General features: G+C 71.8%; 21 protein-coding genes and 1 tRNA gene. 15 read left to right on the forward strand and 7 right to left on the reverse strand.

Annotation, left to right across the window (positions count from 1 at the left end; genetic code table 11):
* Positions 1-20: 20 nt before the first annotated feature.
* Positions 21-983: an NADP-dependent oxidoreductase gene (locus ACH34T_RS17645; RefSeq protein WP_395993211.1), complete on the forward strand. Its 963-nt coding sequence runs from the start codon at positions 21-23 to the stop codon at positions 981-983.
* 57 nt (positions 984-1,040) lie between these two features.
* Complete coding sequence (locus ACH34T_RS17650; RefSeq protein WP_395993212.1) at positions 1,041-1,286, forward strand: hypothetical protein; 246 nt, start codon at positions 1,041-1,043, stop codon at positions 1,284-1,286.
* A 147-nt stretch (positions 1,287-1,433) separates the two neighbouring features.
* Here ACH34T_RS17650 and ACH34T_RS17655 read toward each other — a convergent pair whose 3' ends face one another.
* Positions 1,434-2,777, reverse strand: a complete 1,344-nt coding sequence (locus tag ACH34T_RS17655) for a sensor histidine kinase (protein WP_395993213.1) — start codon at positions 2,775-2,777, stop codon at positions 1,434-1,436.
* Between the two features lie 423 nt (positions 2,778-3,200).
* Between ACH34T_RS17655 and eno the strand changes: the two genes are divergently transcribed.
* The 4 genes from eno (at position 3,201) to ACH34T_RS17675 (ending at position 7,035) form a co-directional block, all read left to right on the forward strand.
* Positions 3,201-4,484, forward strand: a complete 1,284-nt coding sequence (gene eno, locus ACH34T_RS17660) for a phosphopyruvate hydratase (RefSeq protein WP_395993214.1) — start codon at positions 3,201-3,203, stop codon at positions 4,482-4,484.
* Between the two features lie 150 nt (positions 4,485-4,634).
* Positions 4,635-5,096 carry a septum formation initiator family protein gene (locus ACH34T_RS17665; protein WP_395993215.1) on the forward strand — a complete coding sequence of 154 codons (462 nt, stop codon included), beginning with the start codon at positions 4,635-4,637 and terminating at the stop codon, positions 5,094-5,096.
* Positions 5,097-5,509: 413 nt separating this feature from the next.
* Entirely contained in the window at positions 5,510-6,070 is a 561-nt protein-coding gene (locus ACH34T_RS17670) for a DUF501 domain-containing protein (protein ID WP_395993216.1), read from the forward strand.
* Entirely contained in the window at positions 6,067-7,035 is a 969-nt protein-coding gene (locus ACH34T_RS17675; RefSeq protein ID WP_395993217.1) for an exopolyphosphatase, read from the forward strand. The genes ACH34T_RS17670 and ACH34T_RS17675 overlap by 4 nt, the downstream gene beginning before the upstream one ends.
* Positions 7,036-7,085: 50 nt before the next feature.
* On the opposite strand, the gene ACH34T_RS17680 is transcribed toward ACH34T_RS17675, so the two are convergent.
* Positions 7,086-7,910, reverse strand: a complete 825-nt coding sequence (locus ACH34T_RS17680) for a DUF2510 domain-containing protein (RefSeq protein WP_395993218.1) — start codon at positions 7,908-7,910, stop codon at positions 7,086-7,088.
* A 140-nt stretch (positions 7,911-8,050) separates the two neighbouring features.
* Here ACH34T_RS17680 and ACH34T_RS17685 point away from each other — a divergent pair, with 140 nt between their 5' ends.
* From ACH34T_RS17685 to ACH34T_RS17710, 6 genes are all read left to right on the forward strand, one after another.
* Positions 8,051-8,872, forward strand: coding sequence for a uracil-DNA glycosylase (locus ACH34T_RS17685; RefSeq protein WP_395993219.1), 822 nt, complete (start codon positions 8,051-8,053; stop codon positions 8,870-8,872).
* 346 nt (positions 8,873-9,218) lie between these two features.
* On the forward strand, positions 9,219-10,601 hold the full coding sequence (locus ACH34T_RS17690; RefSeq protein WP_395993220.1) for an NAD(P)/FAD-dependent oxidoreductase: 1,383 nt from the start codon (positions 9,219-9,221) through the stop codon (positions 10,599-10,601).
* A gap of 59 nt (positions 10,602-10,660) precedes the next feature.
* The gene (locus tag ACH34T_RS17695; RefSeq protein WP_395993221.1) at positions 10,661-12,028 is read left to right on the forward strand and encodes a class I SAM-dependent methyltransferase; all 1,368 of its coding nucleotides are present in this window, start codon (positions 10,661-10,663) and stop codon (positions 12,026-12,028) included.
* Positions 12,029-12,222: 194 nt separating this feature from the next.
* Positions 12,223-12,295: transfer RNA gene (locus ACH34T_RS17700), tRNA-Leu, on the forward strand.
* Positions 12,296-12,587: 292 nt separating this feature from the next.
* Positions 12,588-13,193: a TetR/AcrR family transcriptional regulator gene (locus ACH34T_RS17705; RefSeq protein ID WP_395993222.1), complete on the forward strand. Its 606-nt coding sequence runs from the start codon at positions 12,588-12,590 to the stop codon at positions 13,191-13,193.
* Positions 13,190-13,873, forward strand: a complete 684-nt coding sequence (locus ACH34T_RS17710) for a maleylpyruvate isomerase family mycothiol-dependent enzyme (RefSeq protein WP_395993223.1) — start codon at positions 13,190-13,192, stop codon at positions 13,871-13,873. Before ACH34T_RS17705 ends, ACH34T_RS17710 begins: the two co-directional genes overlap by 4 nt.
* 394 nt (positions 13,874-14,267) lie before the next feature.
* On the opposite strand, the gene ACH34T_RS17715 is transcribed toward ACH34T_RS17710, so the two are convergent.
* The 3 genes from ACH34T_RS17715 to ACH34T_RS17725 form a co-directional block, all read right to left on the reverse strand.
* Positions 14,268-14,495, reverse strand: coding sequence for a DUF4287 domain-containing protein (locus tag ACH34T_RS17715; RefSeq protein WP_395993224.1), 228 nt, complete (start codon positions 14,493-14,495; stop codon positions 14,268-14,270).
* A 342-nt stretch (positions 14,496-14,837) separates the two neighbouring features.
* On the reverse strand, positions 14,838-16,058 hold the full coding sequence (locus ACH34T_RS17720; protein ID WP_395993225.1) for an acetyl-CoA C-acetyltransferase: 1,221 nt from the start codon (positions 16,056-16,058) through the stop codon (positions 14,838-14,840).
* Between the two features lie 724 nt (positions 16,059-16,782).
* Complete coding sequence (locus ACH34T_RS17725; protein WP_395993226.1) at positions 16,783-17,772, reverse strand: SGNH/GDSL hydrolase family protein; 990 nt, start codon at positions 17,770-17,772, stop codon at positions 16,783-16,785.
* A gap of 161 nt (positions 17,773-17,933) precedes the next feature.
* Between ACH34T_RS17725 and ACH34T_RS17730 the strand changes: the two genes are divergently transcribed.
* A complete protein-coding gene (locus ACH34T_RS17730; RefSeq protein WP_395993227.1) occupies positions 17,934-19,319 on the forward strand; it encodes a cystathionine beta-synthase in 1,386 nt (461 codons plus the stop codon).
* 120 nt (positions 19,320-19,439) lie between these two features.
* On the opposite strand, the gene ACH34T_RS17735 is transcribed toward ACH34T_RS17730, so the two are convergent.
* Positions 19,440-21,599 (reverse strand): MMPL family transporter, encoded by a 2,160-nt coding sequence (locus ACH34T_RS17735; RefSeq protein WP_395993228.1) that lies wholly within the window; start codon positions 21,597-21,599, stop codon positions 19,440-19,442.
* 169 nt (positions 21,600-21,768) lie between these two features.
* Between ACH34T_RS17735 and ACH34T_RS17740 the strand changes: the two genes are divergently transcribed.
* Together ACH34T_RS17740 and ACH34T_RS17745 are read left to right on the forward strand one after the other, a co-directional pair.
* Complete coding sequence (locus ACH34T_RS17740) at positions 21,769-22,974, forward strand: cystathionine gamma-synthase (RefSeq protein WP_395993229.1); 1,206 nt, start codon at positions 21,769-21,771, stop codon at positions 22,972-22,974.
* A 173-nt stretch (positions 22,975-23,147) separates the two neighbouring features.
* Positions 23,148-24,185 carry an alpha/beta hydrolase gene (locus ACH34T_RS17745; protein WP_395993230.1) on the forward strand — a complete coding sequence of 346 codons (1,038 nt, stop codon included), beginning with the start codon at positions 23,148-23,150 and terminating at the stop codon, positions 24,183-24,185.
* 37 nt (positions 24,186-24,222) lie between these two features.
* Here ACH34T_RS17745 and ACH34T_RS17750 read toward each other — a convergent pair whose 3' ends face one another.
* Positions 24,223-24,756 carry a hypothetical protein gene (locus ACH34T_RS17750; RefSeq protein ID WP_395993231.1) on the reverse strand — a complete coding sequence of 178 codons (534 nt, stop codon included), beginning with the start codon at positions 24,754-24,756 and terminating at the stop codon, positions 24,223-24,225.
* Positions 24,757-24,769 lie beyond the last annotated feature (13 nt).

Genomic DNA, 24,769 nt, shown 5'->3' on the forward strand with positions numbered 1-24,769 from the left:
CGTTCGGGGGGACGATCGTCATGCGAGCCATCGCCGTGTCCGAGTACGGCGCCACACCGGCGCTGATGAGCCTGCCGCGCCCGGAGCCTGGCCCCGGGGAGATCCTCGTCAAGATGATCGCGGCCGGGCTGAACCCGTTCGACTGGAAGCTCGCCGACGGCATGGTCAAGGATTCGGTCGACACGTCGTTCCCGCTGATCCTGGGCGTGGACGGCGCCGGCGTCGTGGAGGACGTCGGCCCGGGCGTGACCCGGCTGCGGCACGGCGAGCAGGTCTACGGCGCGTTCGGCTCGATCAAGCGGGGCCTCGGCGCGTTCGCCGAGTACGCCATCACCCGCGACGACGGGCCGGTCGCCAAGATGCCGGAAGGGATGATCTACACGCAGGCCGCGGCGGTGCCGACCGCGAGCGCGGCCGCGCTGGCGATGGTGGACGAGGCGCGCGTCGACGCGGGGCAGACCGTCCTCGTCGTCGGGGCGACCGGCGGCGTCGGGCAGGGCATGGTGCAGCTCGCGTCCCTGGCCGGCGCCAAGGTCATCGCCACCGCCCGCGACGACATGGCCGGGACGATGCGCCGCCTCGGCGCGGACGAGACCGTCGCCTACTCCCGCAACGGCGACTCCGCGGACGACGACCTCAACGCGCGGGTGCTGGCCGTCCACAACGACGGGATCGACGCCGTCCTCGACGTGGTCAGCGACACCCCCGCCACCGAGGACATCGCGCAGCTCCTGCGGCCGGGCGGGACGTACGCCAGCTCGGTCTGGGCCGTGAACCCCGACTCCATGGAGGCCAAAGGCCTGCGCGGCGTCAACGTGGACGGCGGCCTCTCGCCGGACGTGCTCGACCGGCTCTCCGACCTCGTCGACGCGAGCGATCTCCGCGTCCGCGTCGAGCGCGAGGTGCCGCTGGAGGACGCGCCCGACGCCCTGGCCGCCAACCGGGCGGGCGGCGCGCGCGGCAAGACCGTGATCCGCATCTGATCTCCGGGCGCGGGTGAACCGTCCTGCCACGGGCATGCAGACCCACAGGAGGAACACATGAACCAGAGCAGCATGGGTCAGGGCGACAGTGACCGGTCCGGCGAGGACGACCGGCACGCCCGGCTCCGCGACATCGACGAGTCCCTCGACCGGCTCCGCGCCGACCTCACCCCGCCGCCCGCCGACGCCGGGGACAACGTCGACTCCGGGCAGTACCTCGCCGCCCGGGAGGAGCTGGAGGGCCAGATCGAGCTGCTGGAGTACGAACGCGACCGCCTCCGCACCGAACTCGGCCTGACCTGACCCGCGTCCTCCTGCCTGACCTGCGCTGAGGCCTGCCTGACCTGCGCCGAGGCCTGCCTGACCTGCGCCGAGGCCTGCCTGACCTGCGCCGAGGCCTGCCTGACCTGCGCTGAGGCCTGACGGCCCGGCTCCAGGACCGGCCCGCCCTCAGCGGGGGAGGCGCAGGACGAACCGGGCGCCGGGGAGGCCGTCCACGCGGTCGGTGAGGACCAGCGAGCCGCTGTGCGCCTCGGCGATGTCACGGGAGATCGCGAGGCCGAGGCCGGTGCCGCCGGCGTCGCGGTGCCGCCCCTCCGCCAGCCGCGCGAAGCGCTCGAACACCCGCTCCCGGTCCTTCGGCGCGACACCGGTGCCGTCGTCGATCACCTCGACCACCGCGGTGGACGGCTGCTCCATGCCGATGATGACCGTCACCTCGGACGCCGCGTGCCGGTCGGCGTTGTCCATGAGGTTCGTCAGCAGCCGGGACAGCTCGCCGCGGCCGCCGTTCACCGTCACCGCTCCCTCCGCCAGGACGGTCACCTGGGTGCGGAACGGGCGGCGCAGCACCTCCTGGTCCGCCAGCTCGGTCAGGTCCACCGGCTCGCGCGGGAAGTTCTTGTCGGCCTCCAGGCGGGACAGCGCCAGCAGGTCGTCCACCACCGCCGACACCCGGTCGGTGTTGATCAGGACGGCCTGGAGCGTTTCGCGCACGTCGGTCTCGTCCGGGGCCGACATGGCCAGCTCCAGCTCCATCCGCAGCGCGGCGAGCGGGCTGCGCAGCTCGTGGGACACGTCGATGACGAACGCGCGCTGCCGCGCCACCGCCCGCTCCAGCCGGTCCAGCGTCGCGTTGATGCTCATGGCGAGCAGGCCCACCTCGTCGCGGCGGGACGGCTGCGGCACGCGGCGCTCCAGGTCCGTCGCGGTGATCTCGTCCAGTTCCCGGCGGATGTCGTCCACCGGGCGCAGGGTGCGGCCCACCGACCGCCACGTCCCGGTGCCGACGATGGAGGTGCCGGTCACGATGCCCATCAGCAGGAGCAGGGCGAGCTTCGGCTGCGGCACGAGCCCGGGCTCGGGCGCCAGCGAGAAGATGAACTTGGCGGACCGTCCCACCCCCACGCGGTACTCGACGACGAGGAAGCAGCGCCCGCCCGGCCCGTCGACGTTGCAGCTCCGGCCCTCCCGGCGGTCGTCGAACGGCGGGGGAGGCGGGAACTGCACGGGCGGCCGGCCGCGCATCCGCGGGGACGCCGCGATCACCCGGTTCTCGGAGTCCACGACCTGGAGCAGGTCGCCGCCGCTGCCGCCGAGCTCGGGCGCCAGGCCGCCGGCCTCGGCCAAGGTCGCCACGCGGCGGCCGTCCTGCGAGATGTCCTGGACGGTGTCCTCGAACGTCTGCTGCCTGCTGCCCGCCAGCACCAGCCCCGCCATCACCGAGATCAGGACGAAGGCGACCAGCGTCGAGGTCAGCGTCACCCGCAGCCGGATCTTCGGGTGGCGCAGCACGGCCCGCCAGATCCAGCCGCTCAGGCCCGTGGCGGGCCAGCCGGGCCGGGAACGCCCGGGCGGGGAGCGCTTGGGCCGGGAACGCCCGGGCCAAGGGCGTCCGGGCCGGGAGCGCCCCGGCCGGAACCGCCTCTGCCGGACACGTATGACGACCTCCCGGGGACGCTCCTGCCAGTACCAGGTCTTTCTTGCCGGAACAGGGCAAACGCGACCGTGGTGGACGGGTAAAAGATCGTTCAGCCGGGAGGTGTCGCTGATGTTCCTGGATCGTCCGATTTGTACGGCGTCGCGCGGCGGACGGCGAGCCCGTTCGGCGGCGCGCGGGCCGCCCGGCTAGGCTCGGTGCCTGCACCCAGGACCGAGATACAAGACCGCTGTGCGCGGACCAGTCGCACAGACACACGCATCATCAGGGGGTTCCCCGTGTCGTCGATCGAGGCCGTACTCGCCCGGGAGATTCTGGACTCCCGCGGCAATCCGACCGTCGAGGTCGAGGTGCTGCTCGCCGATGGGACCGAGGCGCACGCGGCCGTGCCGAGCGGGGCCTCCACCGGCCAGTTCGAGGCGGTCGAGCTGCGGGACGGCGGCGAGCGCTACGGCGGGAAGGGCGTCCGGAACGCCGTCCGGGCCGTCAACGAGACCATCGACGAGAAGCTCGTCGGCTACCCGGCGTCCGACCAGCGGCTGATCGACCAGATGCTGGTCGACCTGGACGGCACACCGGCCAAGTCGGCGCTCGGCGCCAACGCGATCCTCGGCGTCAGCCTGGCCGTCGCCAAGGCCGCCGCCGACTCCGCCGGGCTGCCGCTGTTCCGCTACGTCGGCGGCCCGAACGCGCACCTGCTGCCCGTCCCGATGATGAACATCCTGAACGGCGGCGCGCACGCCGACACGAACGTCGACGTCCAGGAGTTCATGATCGCGCCGATCGGCGCGGCGACCTTCGCGGAGGCGCTGCGCTGGGGCGCCGAGACCTACCACGCGCTGAAGTCGGTGCTGAAGTCCAAGGGCCTCAACACCGGCCTCGGCGACGAGGGCGGCTTCGCGCCCGACCTGCCGAGCAACCGCGACGCGCTCGACCTGATCATGGAGGCGATCCGCAAGGCGGGCTTCACCCCGGGCCGCGACATCGCGCTCGCCCTGGACGTCGCCGCCACCGAGTTCCACGCCGGCGGGCAGTACACCTTCGAGGGCGCCAAGCGCACCGCCGACGACATGGCCGCCTACTACGGCGAGCTGATCAGCGAGTACCCCCTCGTCTCCATCGAGGACCCGCTCGACGAGGAGGACTGGCCCGGCTGGGAGGGCCTCACCGCGGCCGTCGGCGACCGCGTCCAGATCGTCGGCGACGACCTGTTCGTCACCAACCCCGAGCGGCTGGCCCGCGGCATCAGGGCCCGGGCCGCGAACGCGCTGCTGGTCAAGGTCAACCAGATCGGCACGCTCAGCGAGACCCTCGACGCCGTCTCGCTCGCGCAGACCAGCGGCTACCGCTGCATGATGAGCCACCGCTCCGGCGAGACGGAGGACACCACGATCGCCGACCTGGCCGTCGCGACCAACTGCGGGCAGATCAAGACCGGCGCGCCCGCCCGCAGCGACCGCGTCGCGAAGTACAACCAGCTGCTGCGCATCGAGGAGCTGCTGGACGACGCCGCCCGCTACGCCGGCGCGGCGGCGTTCCCGCGCTTTGACGCGCAGGGCTGACAGCGCGCGGACCGGCCGGAGCGCACGGCCGAGCCGGCGCGACCCGGAGCCGGAACCCTGTTCCGGTCTCCGGGCGGCTGGGTTTCGGACGGACGACCCCGACCGCATACCCGAGACACGCGAGTTCGGTACGACCACGCAGGGGACACGATGGCTGACGACAAGGCCGGCCCCAAAGGCGGGCACGACGACGAAGAGACGGGCCCCGAGGCCGCGGACGGCGGCGGCGCACGCCGCGGCAATCCGGCGCTGACCAGCCGTGCCGCGATCCTGGCGGTGGTGGTGTGCGCCATCGCGCTGAGCCTGGCCTATCCCGTCCGCGAGTACATCGCGCAGCGCAAGGAGATCGCGGACCTCCAGCGCAAGGAGGCCGTGGCCCGGCGGCAAGTGGAGATCCTTGCCCAACGGAAGCAACAACTGGGCGAGAAGTCGTACATTGAGCGTGAGGCGACGCGAAGGCTCCATTACTGCCGTCCTGACGTAAAGTGCTACATCGTCCTGGACGGCAGCGGGGGTGACGGACGGCAGGCCCGCAAGGGCGGACCGACGACCAGGCCGCCCTGGTACGAGACGCTGTGGCGGTCGGTGGAGGCCGCCGACAGGCCGCGCTGACCGTCCCCCGGCCGGAACGGACCGGAGACGGGCTCGTGGACGGGCCCGGCAGGCCAGGAACGGACGCGTCCGGCGGGGAGGGCCGGACCCTCCGGGACGGGATCCGCCGCCGCGCCGCCCCCGGCGCCGCCGCAGGGCACCGCCGAAACGAAGGCGTCGGACGGAAGGATCGTCGGACGGAGTGGTCGCCGGAGGGACGTTGCCAGTCGCTGGAGGGCGTTGCTCGTGGGAGGGGCACTGCTCGATGGAGGGGCACTGCTTGTGGGAGGGCACTGCTTGTGGGAGGGCGTTGCTCGTGTGAGGGCGCTGCTCGTGGGAGGGGCGTGGCCCGTGGGAGGGACGCCGTTAGCCGGAGGGGCGCGGTGAGACGCGCTGTCGAGGCGGATCGGGGAGATCCGCGGGTGGGGACGCAGATGATCGAAGCACGTGACACGGCCGCCGTCGCGGCCCAGCTCGGACGGGAGCCGCGCGGCATCCGCCGGGTGGCGAGCCGCTGCCCGTGCGGGCTGCCCGCCGTGATCGAGACGGCGCCGCGGCTGCCCGACGGGACGCCGTTCCCCACGCTGTTCTACCTGACCTGCCCGAAGGCCGCGTCCGCCATCGGGACGCTGGAGGGCGGCGGGCTCATGCGGGAGATGCAGGCGAGGCTCGCCGCCGATCCGTCCCTGCGGGCCAGGTACGCGGCCGAGCACGAGGACTACCTGCGGCGGCGCGGCGACGCGGCCCGCGAGGACGGCATCGAGCCGCTGCCCGAAGGCACGCAGAGCGCGGGCGGCATGCCGGAACGCGTCAAATGCCTGCACGCCCTCGTCGCCCACGAGCTCGCCGTGCCCGGCATCAGCCCGTTCGGCCGCGAAGGGCTGGACGCGCTGCCCGAATGGTGGCGCTCCGGTCCCTGCGTCGCCGTGGACCCGGCCGCAGGCACGGCAGGCACCGGCACCGGCACCGGCGCGGAAGCGAGGGTGGAGCGGTGACGCGCGTCGCGACCATCGACTGCGGGACGAACTCCGTCCGCCTCCTCATCGCCGACATCGCGCCTGGCGACGCCGGCGGCGCGCTGACCGGCGGCGGGACCCTCACCGACGTCGAGCGCCGCATGGAGATCGTCCGGCTGGGGGAGGGCGTCGACGAGACCGGCCGGCTGTCGCCCGCCGCTCTGGAACGTACCTTCACCGCCATGCGCGGCTACGCCGAGCTGATCGACCGGCACGGGGCGCGGGCCGGGCACGGCCCGATCAAGACGCGGGTGGTGGCGACGAGCGCGACCCGCGACGCCGAGAACCGGGCCGACTTCGTCAGCGGCGTCGTCGACATCTTCGGCGTCGTCCCCGAGGTGATCACCGGGGACGAGGAGGCCGAGCTGTCGTTCCTGGGCGCCACGCGGGAGCTGGCCGCGCTGCGTCCGGCGCGGCCCTACCTGGTCGTCGACATCGGCGGCGGGTCCACCGAGTTCGTCGTCGGGACCTCGTCGGCCGACGCCGCCCGCTCCATCGACATCGGCTGCGTGCGGATGACCGAGCGGCACCTCAGGGACGCCGACCCGCCGTCGCCCCAGCAGATCTCCGGCGCCGCCGCCGACATCGACGCGGCGCTCGCCGAAGTCCGCGAGACGGTTCCGGTGCACGAGGCGCGCACCCTCGTCGGGCTCGCCGGGTCCGTCACCACCGTCGTCGGGATCGCGCTCGACCTGCCGGTGTACGACTCGTCCCGCATCCACCTGTCCCGCGTCACCGCCACCCAGGTCCACGAGGTGACGCGGCGGCTGCTGCACGCCACCCGCGCCGAGCGCGCCCAGTTCGGCGTCATGCATCCCGGGCGTGTCGACGTGATCGGCGCGGGCGCGCTGATCCTGGACCGGATCATGCGGGAGTACGGGTTCGGCGCCGTCGTGGCCAGCGAGCACGACATCCTGGACGGCCTCGCCTGGTCCCTGGTCTGACTGGTCCCTGGTCTGACTGGTCCCTGGTCTGACGCCCGCCCCTGCGGGAGTCAGTGCTTGAGCTGGGACAGCAGGGCCGGGATGAGCACCGCGTTCGGGTTCTGCTGCGGGATGTAGAGGACCGGCGCGGCGCTGCTGGCCTGCTGGATCCACACCCGTCCGCCGTCCACCGTCGCGCCGGCGATGGCCGCCCAGCTCAGCGAGACGCGGTTGCCGCGGACGCCGCCCGGATGCACGGTCAGGCCCTGCGCCACGTCGACCGACTCGCCCGACCTGACGCGTCGCGCCAGCTCCGCCACCAGCCGCTGCTCGGCGTGCTCCTGGCACAGCTGGATGAGCCGTCCCCACACGTGCTCCGGCTCGCCCTCCACGTCGGGGGTCGCGCCCGTTTCTCTCGCCATCGCGCTCGCGGGCAGCGAGTCCTGCTCGATGACCACCTCGACGCGGGGGCCGCCGCGGAACGGGTACCGGCCCGCCTGGAAGATCCACTGGGTGCCGGCGACCTGGCCGTATCCGGCCGGACGCTCCGCCGCCCAGTACGCCACCCATTCCACATGTGGCCACTGGAGCGACGCGTTCCCGTACGCCACGAACCGGTCGTCCGCGTACAGGTGGACGCCGCGGACGTTCACGTCCAGCGGCTGGACGGCCGGACGGGCCTCCCAGGTCGGCTGCTGGAAGTGCGGGGCGGCGTAGTGGTTCTCCCCGTACTGGGTCTCCTCGTAGTCGTCGCGCGGCCGCTGCTCCTGCGCGGGGAGACGCAACCGGGGCGGACGCGACGGCTCCGGGTTGAGGCGCTCCGTCCAGTTCTCGCCGTCCCACCAGCGCAGGCTGCCGGTGCCGTAGGGGTCTGGATACCAGCCCGGTTGCGACACTGCCCTGCCTCCGCTTCGCACATGGCGTGCCGGACATCCCCGCCTCCCCGACCGGCGAACGCATCGTACCGAGAGAGACCGCCTGTGCAGAGAGTTGGGCGGAACCCGGCCACGGCCTGTGGCGTGCGACGATCGATGGTATGCCGACCGCCAACGCCTCGTTCGTGCCGCCCGGATCCGGCTGGCCCGAAGACCCGGCCACCGCCGAAACCCCCGTCGCGCACGGCACTGGAGACGTCGTCGAGCTGGCCGCCGGGGCGCCGGACCTGGACGAGCTGTGCGCCCGCCAGTCGGTGTGCAGGGCGTGCGACCGGCTCGTGGAATGGCGGGAGAAAATCGCTGTTCAGCGGCGCCGCGCGTTCGCGGACGAGGAGTACTGGGGGCGTCCCATCGCCGGTTGGGGCGAACCGGAGCCGCGGGTCCTGATCGTCGGGCTCGCCCCCGCGGCGCACGGCGGCAACCGCACCGGGCGGATCTTCACCGGGGACCGCTCGGGCGACTGGCTGTTCGCGTCGCTGCACCGGGTCGGGCTCGCCGCGCTGCCGACCAGCGTCCGCGCGGGCGACGGGCAGCGGCTGATCGGCGCGCGGATGGTCGCGACCGTCCGCTGCGCGCCGCCCGACAACAAGCCGACGCCGCGGGAGCGCACGACGTGCCTGCCGTGGCTGGCCCGCGAGGTCGAGCGGGTCGCGGCGAGCGTCCGCTGCGTCGTGTGCCTCGGCGGGTTCGCCTGGCAGGGCGTGTGGCCCGCGCTCAGGCAGGCCGGGTACGGGCTGCCGCGGCCGCGGCCGAAGTTTGGGCACGGCGCCGAGATCGAGCTGACCCCGCCGCCGTCGGCGGGACGGCGCGGGCCCGTCCTGATGCTGGGCTGCTACCACCCGAGCCAGCAGAACACCTTCACCGGCCGGGTCACCGAGGACATGCTGGACGCCGTCCTCACCCGCGCCCGCGATTACCGCTAGCCCGGACGTGCGGGCGAGTGCGATCGTGCCCGTGGTGTGGACGAGTGCGACGGCGGGGCAGGGCCTTGGCCAAGCGGCCGGTGCGGTCGGGACCGGCCCTGTCCCGGTCCGACGTCCCGCGTCCCGCGGCCGCTTGGCGCCCCCGTCCGGCCCTGACCCCGCGTCGTCTCACTCCCGGCGCCTGTGAACGGCGCCGGTACCTTCTGATACGTCCGGTGAGATGCGGATTCGCTCGGTGAAGTTCGCGTGATGCGCGGATTCGCGGAATCGGGTCGCCCGCGGCCGTCGTAGCAGCTGTGGCCTGCCGTGTGGTGATCGGGCCCCAGATGCGGGTATCGCTCCCGGCATGCCTTCCGATCGCAATCCTTCCGGTCACAACCCGTCCGGCCGCGGCTCCGCGACGCACATCGTGATCGTCGGCGGTGGGTACGTCGGCATGTACACGGCCCTGCGCCTGCAGAAGAGGCTGCGCGGCGAGCTGCGCCGCGGCGAGGTGATCGTCACGGTCATCGATCCCCAGTCCTACATGACCTACCAGCCGTTCCTGCCGGAGGCCGCGGCCGGGAACCTGGAGCCGCGCCATGTCGTGGCGCCGCTGCGGCGGGTGCTCGGCCGCTGCCGGATCCTGAACGGGTTCGTCACGCGGATCGACCACGCGTCCAAGCGGCTGACGGTCCGGCCCGCGGGCTCGCAGACGGCGGGCGTGCCCGAACGGGAGGTCGGCTACGACCTGCTCGTGGTGGCGCTCGGGTCCATCTCGCGGACGCTGCCGATCCCGGGCCTCGCCGACTGCGGGATCGGCTTCAAGACCATCGAAGAGGCCATCTTCCTGCGCAACCACGTCCTGCACCAGCTCGACATCGCCGCGTCCAACGCGGACGACGAGCAGATCAGGAAGCGGGCGCTGACGTTCGTGTTCGTCGGGGCCGGGTTCGCGGGCGTCGAGGCCATGGGCGAGCTGGAGGACATGGCCAGGGACGCGTGCCGCTCGTACCAGATCGACGAGCGCGAGATGCGCTGGGTGATGGTCGAGGCGACCGACCGGATTCTGCCCGAGGTGGGCCCGGAGATGGGGCGCTGGACGGCGGAGGCGCTGCGCCGCCGCGGCATCGAGATCAAGCTGGAGACGCTGCTGAAGTCCGCCGAGAAGCGGCACATCGTGCTCAGCGACGGCGAGGAGTTCGACGCCGGGACGCTCGTGTGGACCGCAGGCGTGAAACCGCATCCCGTCATCAAGGGGAGCGACCTCCCCCTGGACGCCAAGGGTCGCCTCAAGGCGACCGCCGAGCTGACCGTCGACGGGGTGGAGGGCGTCTACACGGCGGGCGACAACGCGGCCGTCCCCGACCTCACCGACACCGGGGAGTTCACCGCGCCCAACGCGCAGCACGCGGTCAGGCAGGCCAAACGCCTGGGTGACAACATCGTGGCGGATCTGCGCGGAAAGCCCAGAAAGCCGTACCGGCACGCCTACGTCGGCTCGGTGGCGAGCCTTGGCCTGCACAAAGGCGTGGCGAACGTCTACGGATTGAAGCTCCGCGGGCTCCCGGCCTGGTTCATGCACCGCACATATCATTTGTCGCGGATGCCGACCGTCAATCGCAAATTCCGGATCACCATGGACTGGACGCTCGCGGCGTTCTTCCGGCGCGAGATCGTCTCCCTCGGCGAGCTGGAATGGCCGCACCAGGAGTTCGAGCTGGCCGCCGGCCGGCAGCACGACACCTGACCTGACCTGCCCGGACATTGATGGTCCGACATCGTCCCCGCGAGGAGGCGCGCCCTGCCATGCACGATGCCGCCATGGGCGAAGGCGACGCGGCCTGGAGCGAGGTGCCCGCGGAACTGGAGACGGCGGCTCCCGGCGACGCCGAGGCCGGTGCCGACACCGGTGCCGACGTCGGTGAGCCGGACGCCGCGGCGAAGGGCGTGGCGTTCCGGCTGGCGCCGCTGCTCACCAGGATCCTGCTGGGGGATGGACGGACGGCGGCGGACGCGCTGCCGATCCGCGTCCTGGCCTGGGACGGCAGCTCCATCGGCCCGCCCGGCGCGCCCGCGTTCGTCGTCAGGCACCGGCGGGCGCTGCGGCGGCTGCTGTGGAAGCCGGGCGAGATGGGCCTCGTCCGCGCCTACGTGGCCGGTGAGCTGGACATCGAGGGGGACGTCTTCGCCGCGCTCGACGCCGTCCAGCGGGTGATGCGCGACGGCGACGAGCCGATGCGGCTGAGCGGCGACGACAAGCGCGACATCGTCCGTACCGCCGTGACCTTGGGCGCCGTCGGCCCCGAACCGAAACCGCCCCCCGAGGAGCTCCTCCCCGGACGGCGCGGTGCCCCGAACGGGCCGGAAGCCGAGCCGATGAGGGAGCCCGCCGCCTTCTTCGCCCGGCTCTTCGGCGCCACCCTCGCCCACGGCACCGCAAACTGGGCCGGCCTCGCCGACCTTCGTGCCGCTCAGCTCGCCGCGCATGCGGCCGTCGCCGAGCGGCTCGGGCTGTTCCCCGGCGCCCGGCTCCTCGACCTGAACTGCGGTTGGGGGGCGTTCGCGCGGTACACCGCCGTCCAGCACGGCGCCCGGGTCGTCGCGCTCGCCCGCACGCCCGAGCAGGCCGACCACGCGCGCGCCGTGACCGCGGACGACGACGTCGAAGTCCGCGGCTTCGACCTGGCCGAGGCCGGTGACGGGCCGTACGACGCGATCGTCGGGCTGGCGGGGGTGACGTCCATCGACCGGCCGGCGTCCCGGTTGCACGAACTTCTCGCGCCCGGGGGACGGCTCGTCCTGCAGCAGCCGGTCCGCCGTCCCGGGCCGCACCGGGTCCGGCGCGGCCTCACCACCGGCTACATGGTCCCGGACGACGGCGATCCGCGCCCGCTCGGCGCGCTCGTCGACGACCTGGAGGAGGCAGGGCTCGAAGTGCGCGGTGTCACGGCACTCCGCGAAGACCACGCGCGCACGCTGCGCGCCTGGGCCGCGAACCTGCGCCGCCACTGGACCGAATGCGCGGAACTGGCCGGACCCGGCCGGGCGCGCGTCTGGCTCCTCTATCTCGCCGCGTCCGCCCTGGCCTGCGAGAGCGGGCAGACCGGCAGGCACGAGATCCTCGCGACGCGCCGGGACCAGGACGTCCGCGCCGCCGCGACCACGCCCGCATGACCGTGCCCACCTCGGCGCCTACCTCGGGTTCTGCATCGTCGCCTGCCTTGGTGTTCGCATCCATGCCCACATCTGTGATCACCTTGGTGCTTGTTTGGCGGTGCCCGCATGACCGTGTGCGCATGGCTGGGGCGCCCATGACTGTGGCGTAAAGGACGCACCGTGATGTGCCGCTGACTCGATATGATTGCGCCGCCCCTGTAGCCCAATGGCAGAGGCGGGCTCCCTAAAAGAGCCAACGTGTCGGTTCGAGTCCGACCAGGGGCACACAACGGCCGGCCGGCGCTCTGCCGCAGGGCGCCGGTCCGCCCGATGGGCGCTATTCACGCACACATTGAAGCCGGGTTTCGGCGAGTCTCGCCGTTGCCACCGGAGGCTTTGCCGGATAGCAGAAACCCGGCATTTCGGGGAAATGCTTTCGAGTATCGGGTCAGAGGCACCGGATACGGCGCACTGAATTAACGGAACCCGGACACGGCGCCCTGATCCATGCTCCAGGTCACCCTGATGGCGCCACTACTATTGAAGTAGATCACACTACTGATGTAGTGTCCGGGGTGTGTCGAACCGGCGTGAGCAGTTGCTCGATGCCGCGATCTCCGTGCTCGGTGAGCGGGGGATGCGCGGGCTCACCCATCGCGCCGTCGACGCCGCCGCTGAGCTGCCGGACGGCTCAGCGTCCAACCACTTCCGCACCCGGGACGCCCTGCTCAACGCTGTGGTGGAGCGGTTCGCCGCCCGGGAGCGGGCCGGCTGGGACGAGGTCGCCGCACGCGTGTGCCCGACCACGCCGCAGGAACTGGCCCACGCCCTCACCGCCTTCGCGCAGGACGCGACCGGTCCGCACCGGACACTGACCCTCGCCCGGTACGCGATCCTCGTCGAGGCTGGCATCCACCCGTCGCTGCGCGCGCAACTCACCGACACCGGGGCCCGGGTCAACGCCTGGTTCACCAACTGGCTCCGCATCGCCGGCTCCACCGACCCCGGACGCGACGCCCCGATCATCATGAACCACTGGACGGGGGTCGTCCTGCACCAGCTGGCCAACCCGGATCCGGCGTTCGACCCGTCCGCGCAGATCTCGGCGCTCGTCACGACGGTCGTCCGGCCCCGCTCAACGGACGCACCAGCGAAGCCGGCGAAGCGGGGGAGAACGCCATGATCGGAGAGGCGGGCAAGATGGGGGAGATGGACCGCGATCAGGTCTGGCAGGTGATCGACGCGCAGCGGGACAGCCTGGCCGACCTGCTCGGCGACCTGTCGGACGACCAGTGGCGGCAGCCGTCGCTGTGCACCGGCTGGACCGTACGGGACGTCGCCGCGCACCTGACCCTGCAGCAGATCGGCCTCGGCGCCGCGATCGCGATGATGGCGCAGTGGCGCGGCAGCCTCGACCGGACCGTCCACCACGTGGCGTGCCGGCGCGCCGCGGCACTGTCGACCGCGCAGATCATCGCCCAGATCCGGGGCATGGCCGGGTCACGGCGGCACAATGTCGGGGTCACGTACCTGGAGACGCTCACCGACATCCTCGTCCACGGACAGGACATCGCCGTCCCGCTGGGCCTCCGCCACGACATGCCGGCGCCCGCCGCGGCCGTCGCCGCCGGTCGGTTGCTGTCGATGCGCTGGCCTCGGCCGCTTCCCGCGACCCGGAAGGTGGCCGGGTTCCGGCTGGTCGCCGCCGACACGCCCTGGTCGGCGGGCCAGGGTCCCGAGGTCCGGGCTCCGATGTCCGCGCTTCTGCTGCTGTGCGCTGGTCGTCATGCGGCTCTACCGGACCTGTCTGGTCCTGGCGCCGACGCCCTGACCGCGCGCCTTTCCCCATCTGCGACTGCCTAGTCGGCCCTGTATCGGGGGGAATGCCGGTCGGCGGGAGCCTAGTGAGGCGGGAGCCTTGTGATCGGCGCGCTGAGCTGTGAAGTGGAGCGGCAGTCCTGGGGGCTGAGCCCCTGCCGTGTCAGCGAGTTGCGCCGTGTCAGCGTGAGGTGCCGTGTCAGCGGGAGCCGTGTCGGGGAGTTGCGCTGTGTCGGCGGGGTGTCGTGTCAGTGATCAGCCCCGCGCCTGCGCGTGGGGCTGATCATCGTGGGATCTCTGCGCCAGGGTCGTGGCGCAACGTTGGCGGCACGACGACGGGGGCATCCGGTGGCGGGATCCCACCAAGTCCGTATGAAGTTCTCAGGGGCGCCTTGCTCTCTGCTCGGCGCGGGATGCGCTGGTCTTCAAGCGCTCAGGCTCAGTAGTGCCTCGCACGGCGGGCGCGCTCGTGCTCGCGCACCAGCGCCGCGGCGTAGCCGTGGGAGAGGTTGTGCTCTTCGGCCAGCCAGGAGCTGCGTTCCTCGCAGCGGATGAACGACGGGCCGTTCTCGATGGCGGTGAACCACTCGGGGATGTCACGTCCTGTGACTTGCGGAATGCGGGCTATCAGCTTGCTGTGCGTCTCCGGCGAGTGGTTCAGTGACAATTGGCACCTCCAGGTCGCGGGGCTCTTCCTGCTGACTCTGCAACAGGAGACCGGATGTGACAACCCCCTAACGGGGACCTATCTATTACGTTACGTAGATCGTCAATAACGGGGATGTTCTCCGGAAACCCGCAGGTGGCCAGCCCGGTGGCGCCGACGGGCCGTCGGGTCGGGCGGATGGTCCGCGGGGTCGGGCGGGCGGTCCGTTGGGTTGCGTGGCTGGCCTGTGGGGCTGTGAGGGCATGTGGGCCGTGAGGGCCTGGTGGGGTTGTGGCGGCTTGTGGGGTGAGTGGACGGCCCGCCGTGGCGGTTTCGCCGCGGCGGGCCGTGCCGGGTCGGGGGTCAGGAGAGGCGTTCGACGACCATCGCCATGCCCTGGCCGCCGCCGACGCACATCGTCTCCAGCCCGAACTGCTTGTCGTGGAACTTCAGGCTGTTGAGCAGCGTGGAGGTGATGCGGGCGCCGGTCATGCCGAACGGGTGCCCGACCGCGATCGCGCCGCCGTTCACGTTCAGCTTGTCGATGTCGATGCCGAGGTCCTCGGCGGACGGCAGCACCTGCGCGGCGAACGCCTCGTTGATCTCGACGAGGTCGATGTCGTCGATCGTCATGCCGGCCTTGGCGAGGGCTTTGCGGGACGCCCCCACCGGGCCGAGGCCCATGATCTCGGGGGACAGGCCGGTGACGCCGGTCGAGACGATCCGGGCCAGCGGCGTGATGCCGAGTTCGGCGGCCTTCGTGTCGCTCATGACGACGACCGCGGCGGCGCCGTCGTTCAGGGGGCAGCAGTTGCCGGCGGTGACCGTCCCGTCCGGGCGGAACACCGGCTGGAGCTGCGAGACCTTCTCGTAGGTGGTGCCGGGCCTGGGGCCGTCGTCCTTGGCGAGGACGGTGCCGTCCGGCAGCGTCACCGGGGTGATGTCCTTCTCCCAGAAGCCGTTGGCGAGCGCCTTCTCGGCGAGGTTCTGCGAGCGGACGCCGAACTCGTCCTGCGCCTGCCGCGACACGCCGCGGAGGCCCGCGACGTTCTCGGCGGTCTGGCCCATCGCGATGTAGATGTCCGGGAGGCCGCCGTCCTCGCGCGGGTCGTGCCACACGGGCGAGCCGCCCTCGCCCGCCTTGGCCGTGCGGGCCTGGGCGTCGGCGAACTGCGGGTTCTGCGTGTCGGGCAGGCCGTCGCTGCTGCCCTTGGCGAACCGGCTGACGGTCTCGACGCCCGCCGAGACGATGACGTCCGCCTCGCCCGCCTTGATCGCGTGGAAGGCCATCCGGGTCGTCTGGAGGGAGGACGAGCAGTACCGGGTGATGGTGGCGCCGGGCACGTCGTCCCAGCCCAGCAGGACGGACACCACGCGGCCCATGTTGTAGCCCTGCTCGCCGCCGGGCAGCCCGCAGCCGAGCAGGAGGTCGTCGATCTGGCTCGGGTCCAGCTGCGGGACCTTCGCCGTCGCGGCGGTGATCATCTGGGCGGTGAGGTCGTCGGGCCGCATGTCCTTGAGCGACCCCTTGAATGCGCGGCCGATCGGTGAGCGCGCGGTTGCGACGATGACTGCCTCGGGCATGTGCGGGTCTCCTGTCTCGGCGGCCGTTCCTGCGAGTGACCGCACCGACCGGTCTCGCGGCCCTGCCGCCCTGCGTGCCGCGCGGCCGTGTCCCGGGACGCCGCCGCGCGGGCGATGTGCGGCCGTGTTCCGTGACGGTCGGTGTTACTCGTCGGTCACCAGCAATCTAGCTGCTACCCCATCGGAGCCCGTGATGCGGGTCCCGATTTTGTTGACCAGAAGTCAAATAGTGCGGGGTGCTCGCCGGTTCGGTGGTTCCCGGCGCGGTGATGACACCCGCCCCATGTGGGCGGGACGGCGGGAGCCAGACGCTGAACACGACGCCACCGGCCCGGCCGCCGCAAGCGCGGGCGGCGGCCGGACGACGGAGTCGGATGACCGACCGGGGCTCGTCGATGGTGACCGGACGGGCCCCGGTCCTCGTCTCCCGTGTGGGCTTGTTTCCGGCTCTTGCTGGACGGCTCTCATTCGGTGGTCGTGACGGGCCTGTCCCCGCTTCTTGATTGAGCGTTTTCGAGAATGGTCCTGTTCATGTTTGGGGCGCCGGCGGTCGGGTCCATTTTGTCTTCTCGCACCTAGAATCGTGGCTGGTGGCGGCGCTGCGTACAGGCCCGCCCCCGGTACGGATTTCATCGGCCAGGCTCCGCCCGCCCCGCCCGACGCGTCGGCCGCAGCCCCCAGTTCGTAAATTGAACTGCTTTTAGAATTGGGCCTGGTTTTGGCGTCAGGCCAGGTCGGGGGCGACTGTTGTGGGGGACTCGTCGGCGGGCACCGCGCGGCGGCGTAGGAGGGTGGCCCAGCGGGGCCGTTCGCGGCCTGCCGCGGGTGCGCCGCGGACCTCGGTGCCCGAGACCTCGGCGGCCTCGGCGGCGGCCAGGTACACCGGCAGGACGCCCTCGCCAGGGCGTTCGGCCAGGTCGGGTTCCAGGCCCAGCGCGGACGCGATCGACGGCAGGACGGCCGCGGCCGCCGCGGCGTAGCCCCGGGCGGACGGGTGATAGCGGTCCTCGCTGAACATCGAGAGCGGGTCGGCGGCGAACTCGCGGCCCAGGAGGTCGCCCAGCGAGATGGAGCGGGCGCCGCGTTCGACCGCCGCGATGGTCTGGGCGGCGGCGAGCTGGCGGCTGGCGCGGCGGGCGATCCATCTCAGCGGCGGCATCAGCGGCTTGACGGAGCCCAGGTCGGGGCAGGTGCCGACGACGACGTGGCTTCCGACGGCGCGGAGGCGTTCGACGGCGTCCGCGAGGTGGCGGACGGAGTCGGCGGGCGGGATGCGCCCGGTCACGTCGTTGGCGCCGATCATGATGACGGCGATGTCGGGACGGGTCTGCAGGGCGCGGTCGACCTGGCCGCGCAGGGACGGCGAGCGGGCGCCGGATCGGGCGACGTTCGTCAGCCGGACGGGACGGTCGGCGATCGCGGACAGGCCGGTGGCGAGCAGCGCGGCCGGGGTCTCCTCCGGGGTGTGGACGCCCAGCCCGGCGGCGGTGGAGTCGCCGATCATGACGAGGGACAAGGGCGTCGAGCCGAACGCGCCGCCGTAGAGGCCGTCGGACGGCGGCGGGTCGCCGTTGGGCGTCGCCTCGATGATCCTGCGGGCGAGTTTGGCCTCGGCCACGACGAGGCCGAAGGTGATGCCGCCCAGGGCCGTGATCCCGCCGCCCCCGTACGCCGCGGCCGCCGCGATGCGGCGTGCCGTGAATGCTCTCAACATGCGTCGTTGACCCTCCGTGATCACGTTCTACCCGCGGGCGGGCTCGTTGATGCCCGCATGCGTCCGTCTCGGCTACCGTCGGAAAAGGGACCGACCGGACCCGCGTCCCGGTGTCCTGTGTGTGAACAGGGGCGCGACCACTGAACGACAAGGATGTCGCGGTGCACGTACACGATTCGCTCGTCGAGCTGATGGGCAACACCCCGCTCGTCCGGCTGCGCAAGGTGACCGACGGCGCGGCCACAGGTGGCCGGGCGCAGGTGCTCGCCAAGGTGGAGTACTTCAACCCCGGCGGCTCGGTGAAGGACCGGATCGCGGTCCGCATGATCGACGCGGCGGAACGGTCCGGTGAGCTGCGGCCCGGCGGGACGATCGTGGAGCCGACGTCCGGGAACACCGGGGTCGGGCTCGCCATCGTGGCGCAGTACCGGGGGTACCGGTGCGTCTTCGTGTGCCCGGACAAGGTCGCCAAGGACAAGATCGACGTGCTGCGGGCGTACGGCGCGGAGGTCGTGGTGTGCCCGACGGCGGTGTCGCCCGAGCATCCCGACTCGTACTACTCGGTGTCGGACCGGCTGGCCGCGGAGATCCCCGGCGCCTGGAAGCCGAACCAGTACACCAATCCGCAGAACCCTGTGTCGCACTACGAGACGACCGGGCCCGAGGTCTGGGAGCAGACGGAGGGGCGCGTCACGCACTTCGTCGCCGGGATCGGGACCGGCGGGACGATCAGCGGCGCCGGGAAGTACCTGAAGGAGGTCTCCGGGGGCCGGGTCAAGATCATCGGGGCCGATCCGGAGGGGTCCGTGTACTCCGGGGGGAGCGGGCGTCCCTACCTCACCGAGGGGGTGGGGGAGGACATCTGGCCCGAGACCTATGACCGGGACATCTGCGACGACGTCATCGCCGTGTCCGACAAGGACTCGTTCAACATGACGCGGCGGCTGGCGCGCGAGGAGGCGCTGCTGGTCGGCGGGTCGTGCGGGATGGCGGTCGTCGCGGCGCTGCGCGTCGCGGAGCGGGCCGGGCCGGACGGCGTCGTCGTGGTGCTGCTGCCGGACGGCGGCCGGGGCTACCTCACCAAGATCTTCAATGACGAGTGGATGGCGGACTACGGCTTCCTCATCCCGGCGACGGAGGAGGCGCGGGTCGGCGAGGTGCTCACCCGCAAGGGGCGGACGCTGCCCGAGTTCGTGCACGTCCACCCGCACGAGAGCGTGCAGACGGCCATCGCGATCATGCGGGAGTACGAGGTGTCGCAGCTCCCGGTGATGAAGGAGGAGCCGCCGGTCATGGCGGCGGAGGTGATCGGCTCCGTGGTGGAGAGCGACCTGCTCGACATCCTCGTCAAGGAGCGCGCGAAGCTGACCGAGCCGGTGGAACTGCACATGTCGGAGCCGCTGCCGACGCTCGGCTCGGGGGAGCCGGTGAGCAAGGCGGTCGGGGTGCTGGAGAAGTCCGGCGCCGCGGTGGTCCTGGTCGACGGGAAGCCGAAGGGGCTCGTGACGCGGCAGGACCTCATCGCGTTCCTGGCGGGCGGGGGCTGATCGAGACGGCGAAGCGCCGGAGACCTCCTGGTCTCCGGCGCTTCTATCTTGGAAGGATGTCGGGTTTCGCGGGCGGCATTTCGGGCCGGGCCGCGCAACCCGACGTCTATGGGGCGCCGATCACCGGTACCCGGACGGGAGGAAGTCCTCCCGCGTGTCGGCGGACTTGACCTGCTTCTTCTTCGGTTCGTCGCCGTGTCCCGGCCACCAGGCCTTGTGGCCCAGCAGGGCGGTGACGCCCGGCACCAGGAACATCGCCATGACGAAGGCCGACAGCGCGATCCCCAGCGCGATGGAGAAGCCCATCTGCTGCAGCATCGACACCTTGGCGAGCAGCATGACCGAGAACGTCCCGGCCAGGATCAGCCCGGCCGCGGCGACCGTCGGGCCGCCGTGCTGGACCGCCAGCGCCGCCGCCTTGCGCGGCTCGTGGCCCTCCTTGGCCTCCTCGCGGAGCCGCGCGGTCATCAGGATGTTGTAGTCGGTCCCGATGGCCAGCACGAACAGGTACAGCATGATCGGCAGGTGGAAGATCTCCCCGGGTTCGCCCTTGATGCCCTGGAAGACGTACACCGCGGAGCCCAGCGTCGCGGCGAAGCCGAGCAGCACCGCCGGGACCAGGTACAGCGGCGCGACCACCGACCGGAGCAGCGCCAGCAGGATCAGCGCGATGAGCGCTCCGGCGATCGGCAGGATCACCGACAGGTCGCGGTTGACGACCCGGTTGATGTCGCTGTAGATCGCGGTCTCGCCGCCGACGAACACCTCGGTGCCCTGGGGCGCGATGTCGTGGACGGCCGGTCCGAGATCGCTCTTGACCAGGTTGATGGCCTTGTTGTCGACCGGGTTGCCGTTGAGGACCAGGTCGATCTGGGCGACCTTCGGGTCCTTGCTGAGCTCGGTGGCCTGTACGCCGCCGACGCCCGGCAGGGACTTCGCCTTCTGCCCGAAGGCGTCCAGGTCGGACTTGTCCAGCGGCTGGCCGTCGGTGGAGCGGATCATGACCTCGACCGGCGTGTTCTGCCCGGCCGGGAAGCCCTTCTGCAGGTCCTTGGTGGCCTGCGCGGACTCGGTGTCCTGCGGGAAGCTGGACTGGAAGTCGTAGTCGGACTTGAAGTTGAGCGCCCCGGACGCGAGCCCGACCAGCAGTCCGCCGGCGACGAGCGCGACCACGGCCGGACGCTTGCCGACCATCCGGCCGAGCTTGGTCGAGACGGTGGCCTTCGGCTGCTTCTTCCAGGACTTCGACGGCCAGAACACCGCGGGACCGATCAGCGACAGGATCGCCGGGAAGAGCGTCAGCGAGGTGATTCCCATCACCACGACGCCGATGGCGAGCGACGGGCCCCACGCGGCGAAGATGCCGAAGGACGCCAGCATCAGCACCAGGAACGTCGCCGCGATCGCGGCCGCCGCGGAGGTGATGACCTCGCCGACCCGCTCCACCGCCGAGATCAGCGCGGTCTTGCGGTCCTCGCCGGCGCGCAGCCGCTCGCGGTAGCGGAACAGCAGGAACAGGTAGTAGTCGGCGCCGACGCCGAACAGCACGATCGTGAGGATGATCTGGAGGCTGTCGTCGCCGGAGAAGTCCAGCACCTTGGACGCGGCCCCGATCAAACCCATCGACATCTGCTCGGTGGCGATGATCACGATGATCGGCAGGATCGCCGCGATCGGCGCCCGGAAGATCAGCAGGATCAGCCCGATGATCAGCCCGAAGGTGGCGATGGTGATCAGCATGAACGAGTCGGTGAAGGAGTCCTCGTTGTCGACCCAGGCCGCGGGCTCACCGCCCACCTTGGCGGGTAGCTCGCTGCCCAGCTCCTTGGGCAGCTGGGTGCGGATGTCCTTGATCGACTGACTCTGCTTCTCGGCGGCGTCACCGCCGTTCGCGGCCTCGACCGGCACGCTGATCAGCTGGATGGTCTTGTTCGGCGCGACCGCGTCGGGGCCGGTCTGGAAGCCCTTCACGGTCGGGTACTTCTTGGCCGCCAGGTTCTTGGCCGCCGCGTCGATCTTGGCGCTGTCCGCGGGGGTGATCTTCCCGCCGTCGGAACGTTGCACCACGATCAGGGCGGACGCGTCCGCCTGGTCGGGGAAGGCGTCCTCGGCGATCTCGGCGGCCTGGACCGACTCGTACTTGGACGGCAGGAACTCGCCTTGATCCGACTCGGTGGCGAGCTTGGGGGACAAGGCGATGATGAGGACCGCGGCAGCCAGCCAGCCCGCGATCGTCCACCATGGATGTCTCACGACGAAGCGCGCGAGCCCAGCGAACATGCGATTTCCTTAGATCAGGGTGATGGGTGTCAGGATTGAGTAGGTACCCGTAGAACGGTAGAGAATCGGACGGGTCTTGTAGTCAACCCCCGAGCCGAAATACAGGCTGATACCTGCGGGGGAGTGCCTCATCCTCTAGGAGGGGAGCGGGGTGGATAGCCTCGTACCCATGGACAACGAGGTTCATCAGGGTACCCGCGCTCAGGGAACCGGCGACGGTCTCCGGGAGAACGGCGGACGGCGGCAGGGCTTCGACACCGTGGCCGTTCACGCAGGCCAGGAGCCTGACCCCACGACCGGCGCGGTCGTCCCGCCGATCTACCAGGTCTCCACGTACAAGCAGGACGGCATCGGCGGGCTGCGCGGCGGCTACGAGTACTCGCGGTCGGCGAATCCGACGCGTACCGCGCTGGAGGTATGCCTCGCCGAGACCGAGGGCGGCGCGCGCGGGCTGGCGTTCGCGTCGGGGCTCGCCGCCGAGGACGCGCTGCTGCGCGCGGTCTGCCGGCCCGGCGATCACGTCGTGATCCCGAACGACGCCTACGGGGGGACCTACCGGCTGTTCGCCAAGGTGGCCGAGCCGTGGGGGCTCGCGTTCGATCCGGTGCCGCTCGGGGACGTGGCCGCGGTACGGGCGGCGATCCGGCCGGAGACGAAGATCGTGTGGGTGGAGACGCCGACGAACCCGCTGCTCGGCATCGCCGACATCGCGGCGCTGGCGGCCGTCGCCCACGACGCGGGCGCGCTGCTGGTCGTCGACAACACGTTCGCCTCGCCCTATCTCCAGCGGCCGCTGGAGCTGGGCGCCGACGTGGTCGTTCACTCCACCACGAAGTACATCGGCGGGCACTCCGACGTGGTCGGCGGGGCACTGATCGCCTCGGACCCGGAGCTGGGGGAGCGGCTCGCGTTCCACCAGAACGCGATGGGCGCCGTCGCGGGGCCGTTCGACGCGTGGCTCACGCTGCGCGGGATCAAGACGCTCGGCGTCCGGATGGACCGGCACTGCGCGAACGCCGAGCGGATCGTGGAGATGCTCGTCCGGCATCCGTCCGTCCGGGGGGTGCTGTATCCGGGGCTGCCCGATCATCCGGGGCACGACGTCGCGGCCAAGCAGATGAGGGCGTTCGGCGGCATGGTCTCGTTCCGGATGGAGTCGGAGGAGGCCGCCGTGCGGGTGTGCGAGCGGACGCGGCTGTTCACGCTCGGCGAGTCGCTCGGCGGCGTCGAGTCGCTGATCGAGCACCCGGGGCGGATGACGCACGCGTCGGCCGCCGGGTCGCCGCTGGAGGTCCCCGGCGACCTGGTGCGGCTGTCGGTCGGGATCGAGGACGTGGACGACCTCCTCGGGGATCTTGCGTTGGCACTGGACTGACCTGCGGCGATGCGCCCCGCGGCCGGGGCAAACGAGTTGATCTTCTCCCTTGTGCTTGATCGAAGATCTATACTCAGCGCGCCAGGTTCGTGAAGAAAGGGCCCGGGGTGCGCAAAACACTGGTGTGTGGGGCGGCGTTCGCCGCAGCGTGTGTCTCCGCCGTCGCCGTTCCCGTGGGAGCGCACGCGACCGCGCCGACGCCGCCGTCGCCGTCCGTTCCGGCGTGGGCGCCGTCCGGGGAGCCCGGTACGCCCGGCGGCGAGTCGCCGTCGTCGTCCACGTCGCTGCCCCAGGGTGGGCAGCCGGGCGGGCCTGCGGGCGGACCGGTTGCGCCGGACGGGGAGCCCGACGGCACCGTCACCGCGCAGGCCGTCATGGTCACGCCGGAGCTGCCGAAGTTCCGCACCTACGCCTACGGCAAGGCCGCCGCGCAGCGCGTCGACGCGTACTGGCGCGACGCCGGGCCGCGGGCCACGCCGCGTCCGGCGGTGCTGATCCTCCACGGCGGCTACTGGATGGGCGGCGACAAGGGCGCGGGCTGGAAGTACTTCGCGCGCCGGCTGACGGAGCAGGGCTTCGTCGTCCTGTCGGCGAACTACCGGCTCGCGCCGAAGGCGCAGTGGCCCGCGCAGCGGGACGACTCGCTGTCCGCGCTCGCGTTCATCAAGCGGCACGCCCGGCTGTGGAACGTCGACCCACGGCGCGTCGGCGTGATCGGCTCGTCGGCAGGCGGGCACCTCGCGACGCAACTCGGGGCGTTCGGGACCGGCGGCCAGCAGGTCCGCGGCGTGATCGCGCTGTCGCCGCCGAACGACCCGCTGCTTGCCTTCAAAGACGGTGCGCTGCCCGGCGCCTCGGCACGGCAGGCCAAGCTGCGGCAGGCCGTGACCGCCCTCGTCGACTGCGTGCCCGGCTCCGTCGCGGACGTCGCCGGCCTCGCCGGGGACTGCCTGGCCCGGCTGGACGACGCGAGCACCGTCACGCACGCCTCCGCCGGGGACGCGCCGATGCTGCTGATGCACGGCACCGGCGACTTCGTCCCGGTCGCGCAGAGCACCGGGCTGGCGAGCGCGCTGCGCGCCGCGGGCGTCCAGGCGACCGTGCGGACCGTCAAGGGCGACCTGCACGCGGCGCAGATGCTGGAGGACGACCAGACCTTCCCGATGATCGTCAGCTGGCTCAAGAACCACCTGAAGCCTCAGGGCCAGTAGCCGCGCCGCGCCGGGGCGGGACGGGGCGGGGCGGGGCTCAGCCGTTCCAGACCATCAGGACGAGGATCACCAGCCAGATCAAGGAGACGACGCCGGCGAGGGCGGCGATCCGGCCGCGCTCCACCTGCGCGACGTCGCCTTGCGCGGCGGGCTTGGCCGGCTCCTTCCCGTCCTTGTCCTCGGCTTCCTCACCGTCCTCCCCCTTGGCCTCCTTGGCCGCCGGACGGGCCGGGACCTCGGCCGCGGATTCCGCGGCCTCCAGCAGGCGCACCGCCTTGCGCTGGTCGCGCTCGACGATCAGCAGCAGTACCAGCGCGACGACGAACAGCGTCATCGACACCGACAGCCACACCTCCGCCAGGTCGCCCTCCGCCAGCGCCAGCCCGACCAGGAAGATCCCCAGCGTGCCGATGCCGTAGATCTGCGTGGTCCGGTGCAGGTAGCGCAGGACGGTCACGTTGCGCGCGCGGATGTAGCGCGGGGTGGAGTGGGTGGCGGCCGTCAGCGGCCCCAGCGTGAAGATCGCGAACCCGATGTGCAGGAACAGCAGCAGGCGGTCGGAAGTCGACATGACGCCGACCCTA

Source organism: Actinomadura sp. 9N215 (assembly GCF_044326345.1).
GTDB lineage: Bacteria > Actinomycetota > Actinomycetes > Streptosporangiales > Streptosporangiaceae > Spirillospora.

Coding starts and splice junctions, on each gene's coding strand:
- ACH34T_RS17645 (WP_395993211.1), top strand. CDS start 21: ATGCGAGCCATCGCCGTGTCCGAGTACGGCGCCACACCGGCGCTGATG.
- ACH34T_RS17650 (WP_395993212.1), top strand. CDS start 1,041: ATGAACCAGAGCAGCATGGGTCAGGGCGACAGTGACCGGTCCGGCGAG.
- ACH34T_RS17665 (WP_395993215.1), top strand. CDS start 4,635: ATGGCTGACGACAAGGCCGGCCCCAAAGGCGGGCACGACGACGAAGAG.
- ACH34T_RS17670 (WP_395993216.1), top strand. CDS start 5,510: ATGATCGAAGCACGTGACACGGCCGCCGTCGCGGCCCAGCTCGGACGG.
- ACH34T_RS17685 (WP_395993219.1), top strand. CDS start 8,051: ATGCCGACCGCCAACGCCTCGTTCGTGCCGCCCGGATCCGGCTGGCCC.
- ACH34T_RS17690 (WP_395993220.1), top strand. CDS start 9,219: ATGCCTTCCGATCGCAATCCTTCCGGTCACAACCCGTCCGGCCGCGGC.
- ACH34T_RS17695 (WP_395993221.1), top strand. CDS start 10,661: ATGCACGATGCCGCCATGGGCGAAGGCGACGCGGCCTGGAGCGAGGTG.
- ACH34T_RS17710 (WP_395993223.1), top strand. CDS start 13,190: ATGATCGGAGAGGCGGGCAAGATGGGGGAGATGGACCGCGATCAGGTC.
- ACH34T_RS17720 (WP_395993225.1), bottom strand. CDS start 16,058: ATGCCCGAGGCAGTCATCGTCGCAACCGCGCGCTCACCGATCGGCCGC.
- ACH34T_RS17725 (WP_395993226.1), bottom strand. CDS start 17,772: ATGTTGAGAGCATTCACGGCACGCCGCATCGCGGCGGCCGCGGCGTAC.
- ACH34T_RS17735 (WP_395993228.1), bottom strand. CDS start 21,599: ATGTTCGCTGGGCTCGCGCGCTTCGTCGTGAGACATCCATGGTGGACG.
- ACH34T_RS17740 (WP_395993229.1), top strand. CDS start 21,769: ATGGACAACGAGGTTCATCAGGGTACCCGCGCTCAGGGAACCGGCGAC.
- ACH34T_RS17750 (WP_395993231.1), bottom strand. CDS start 24,756: ATGTCGACTTCCGACCGCCTGCTGCTGTTCCTGCACATCGGGTTCGCG.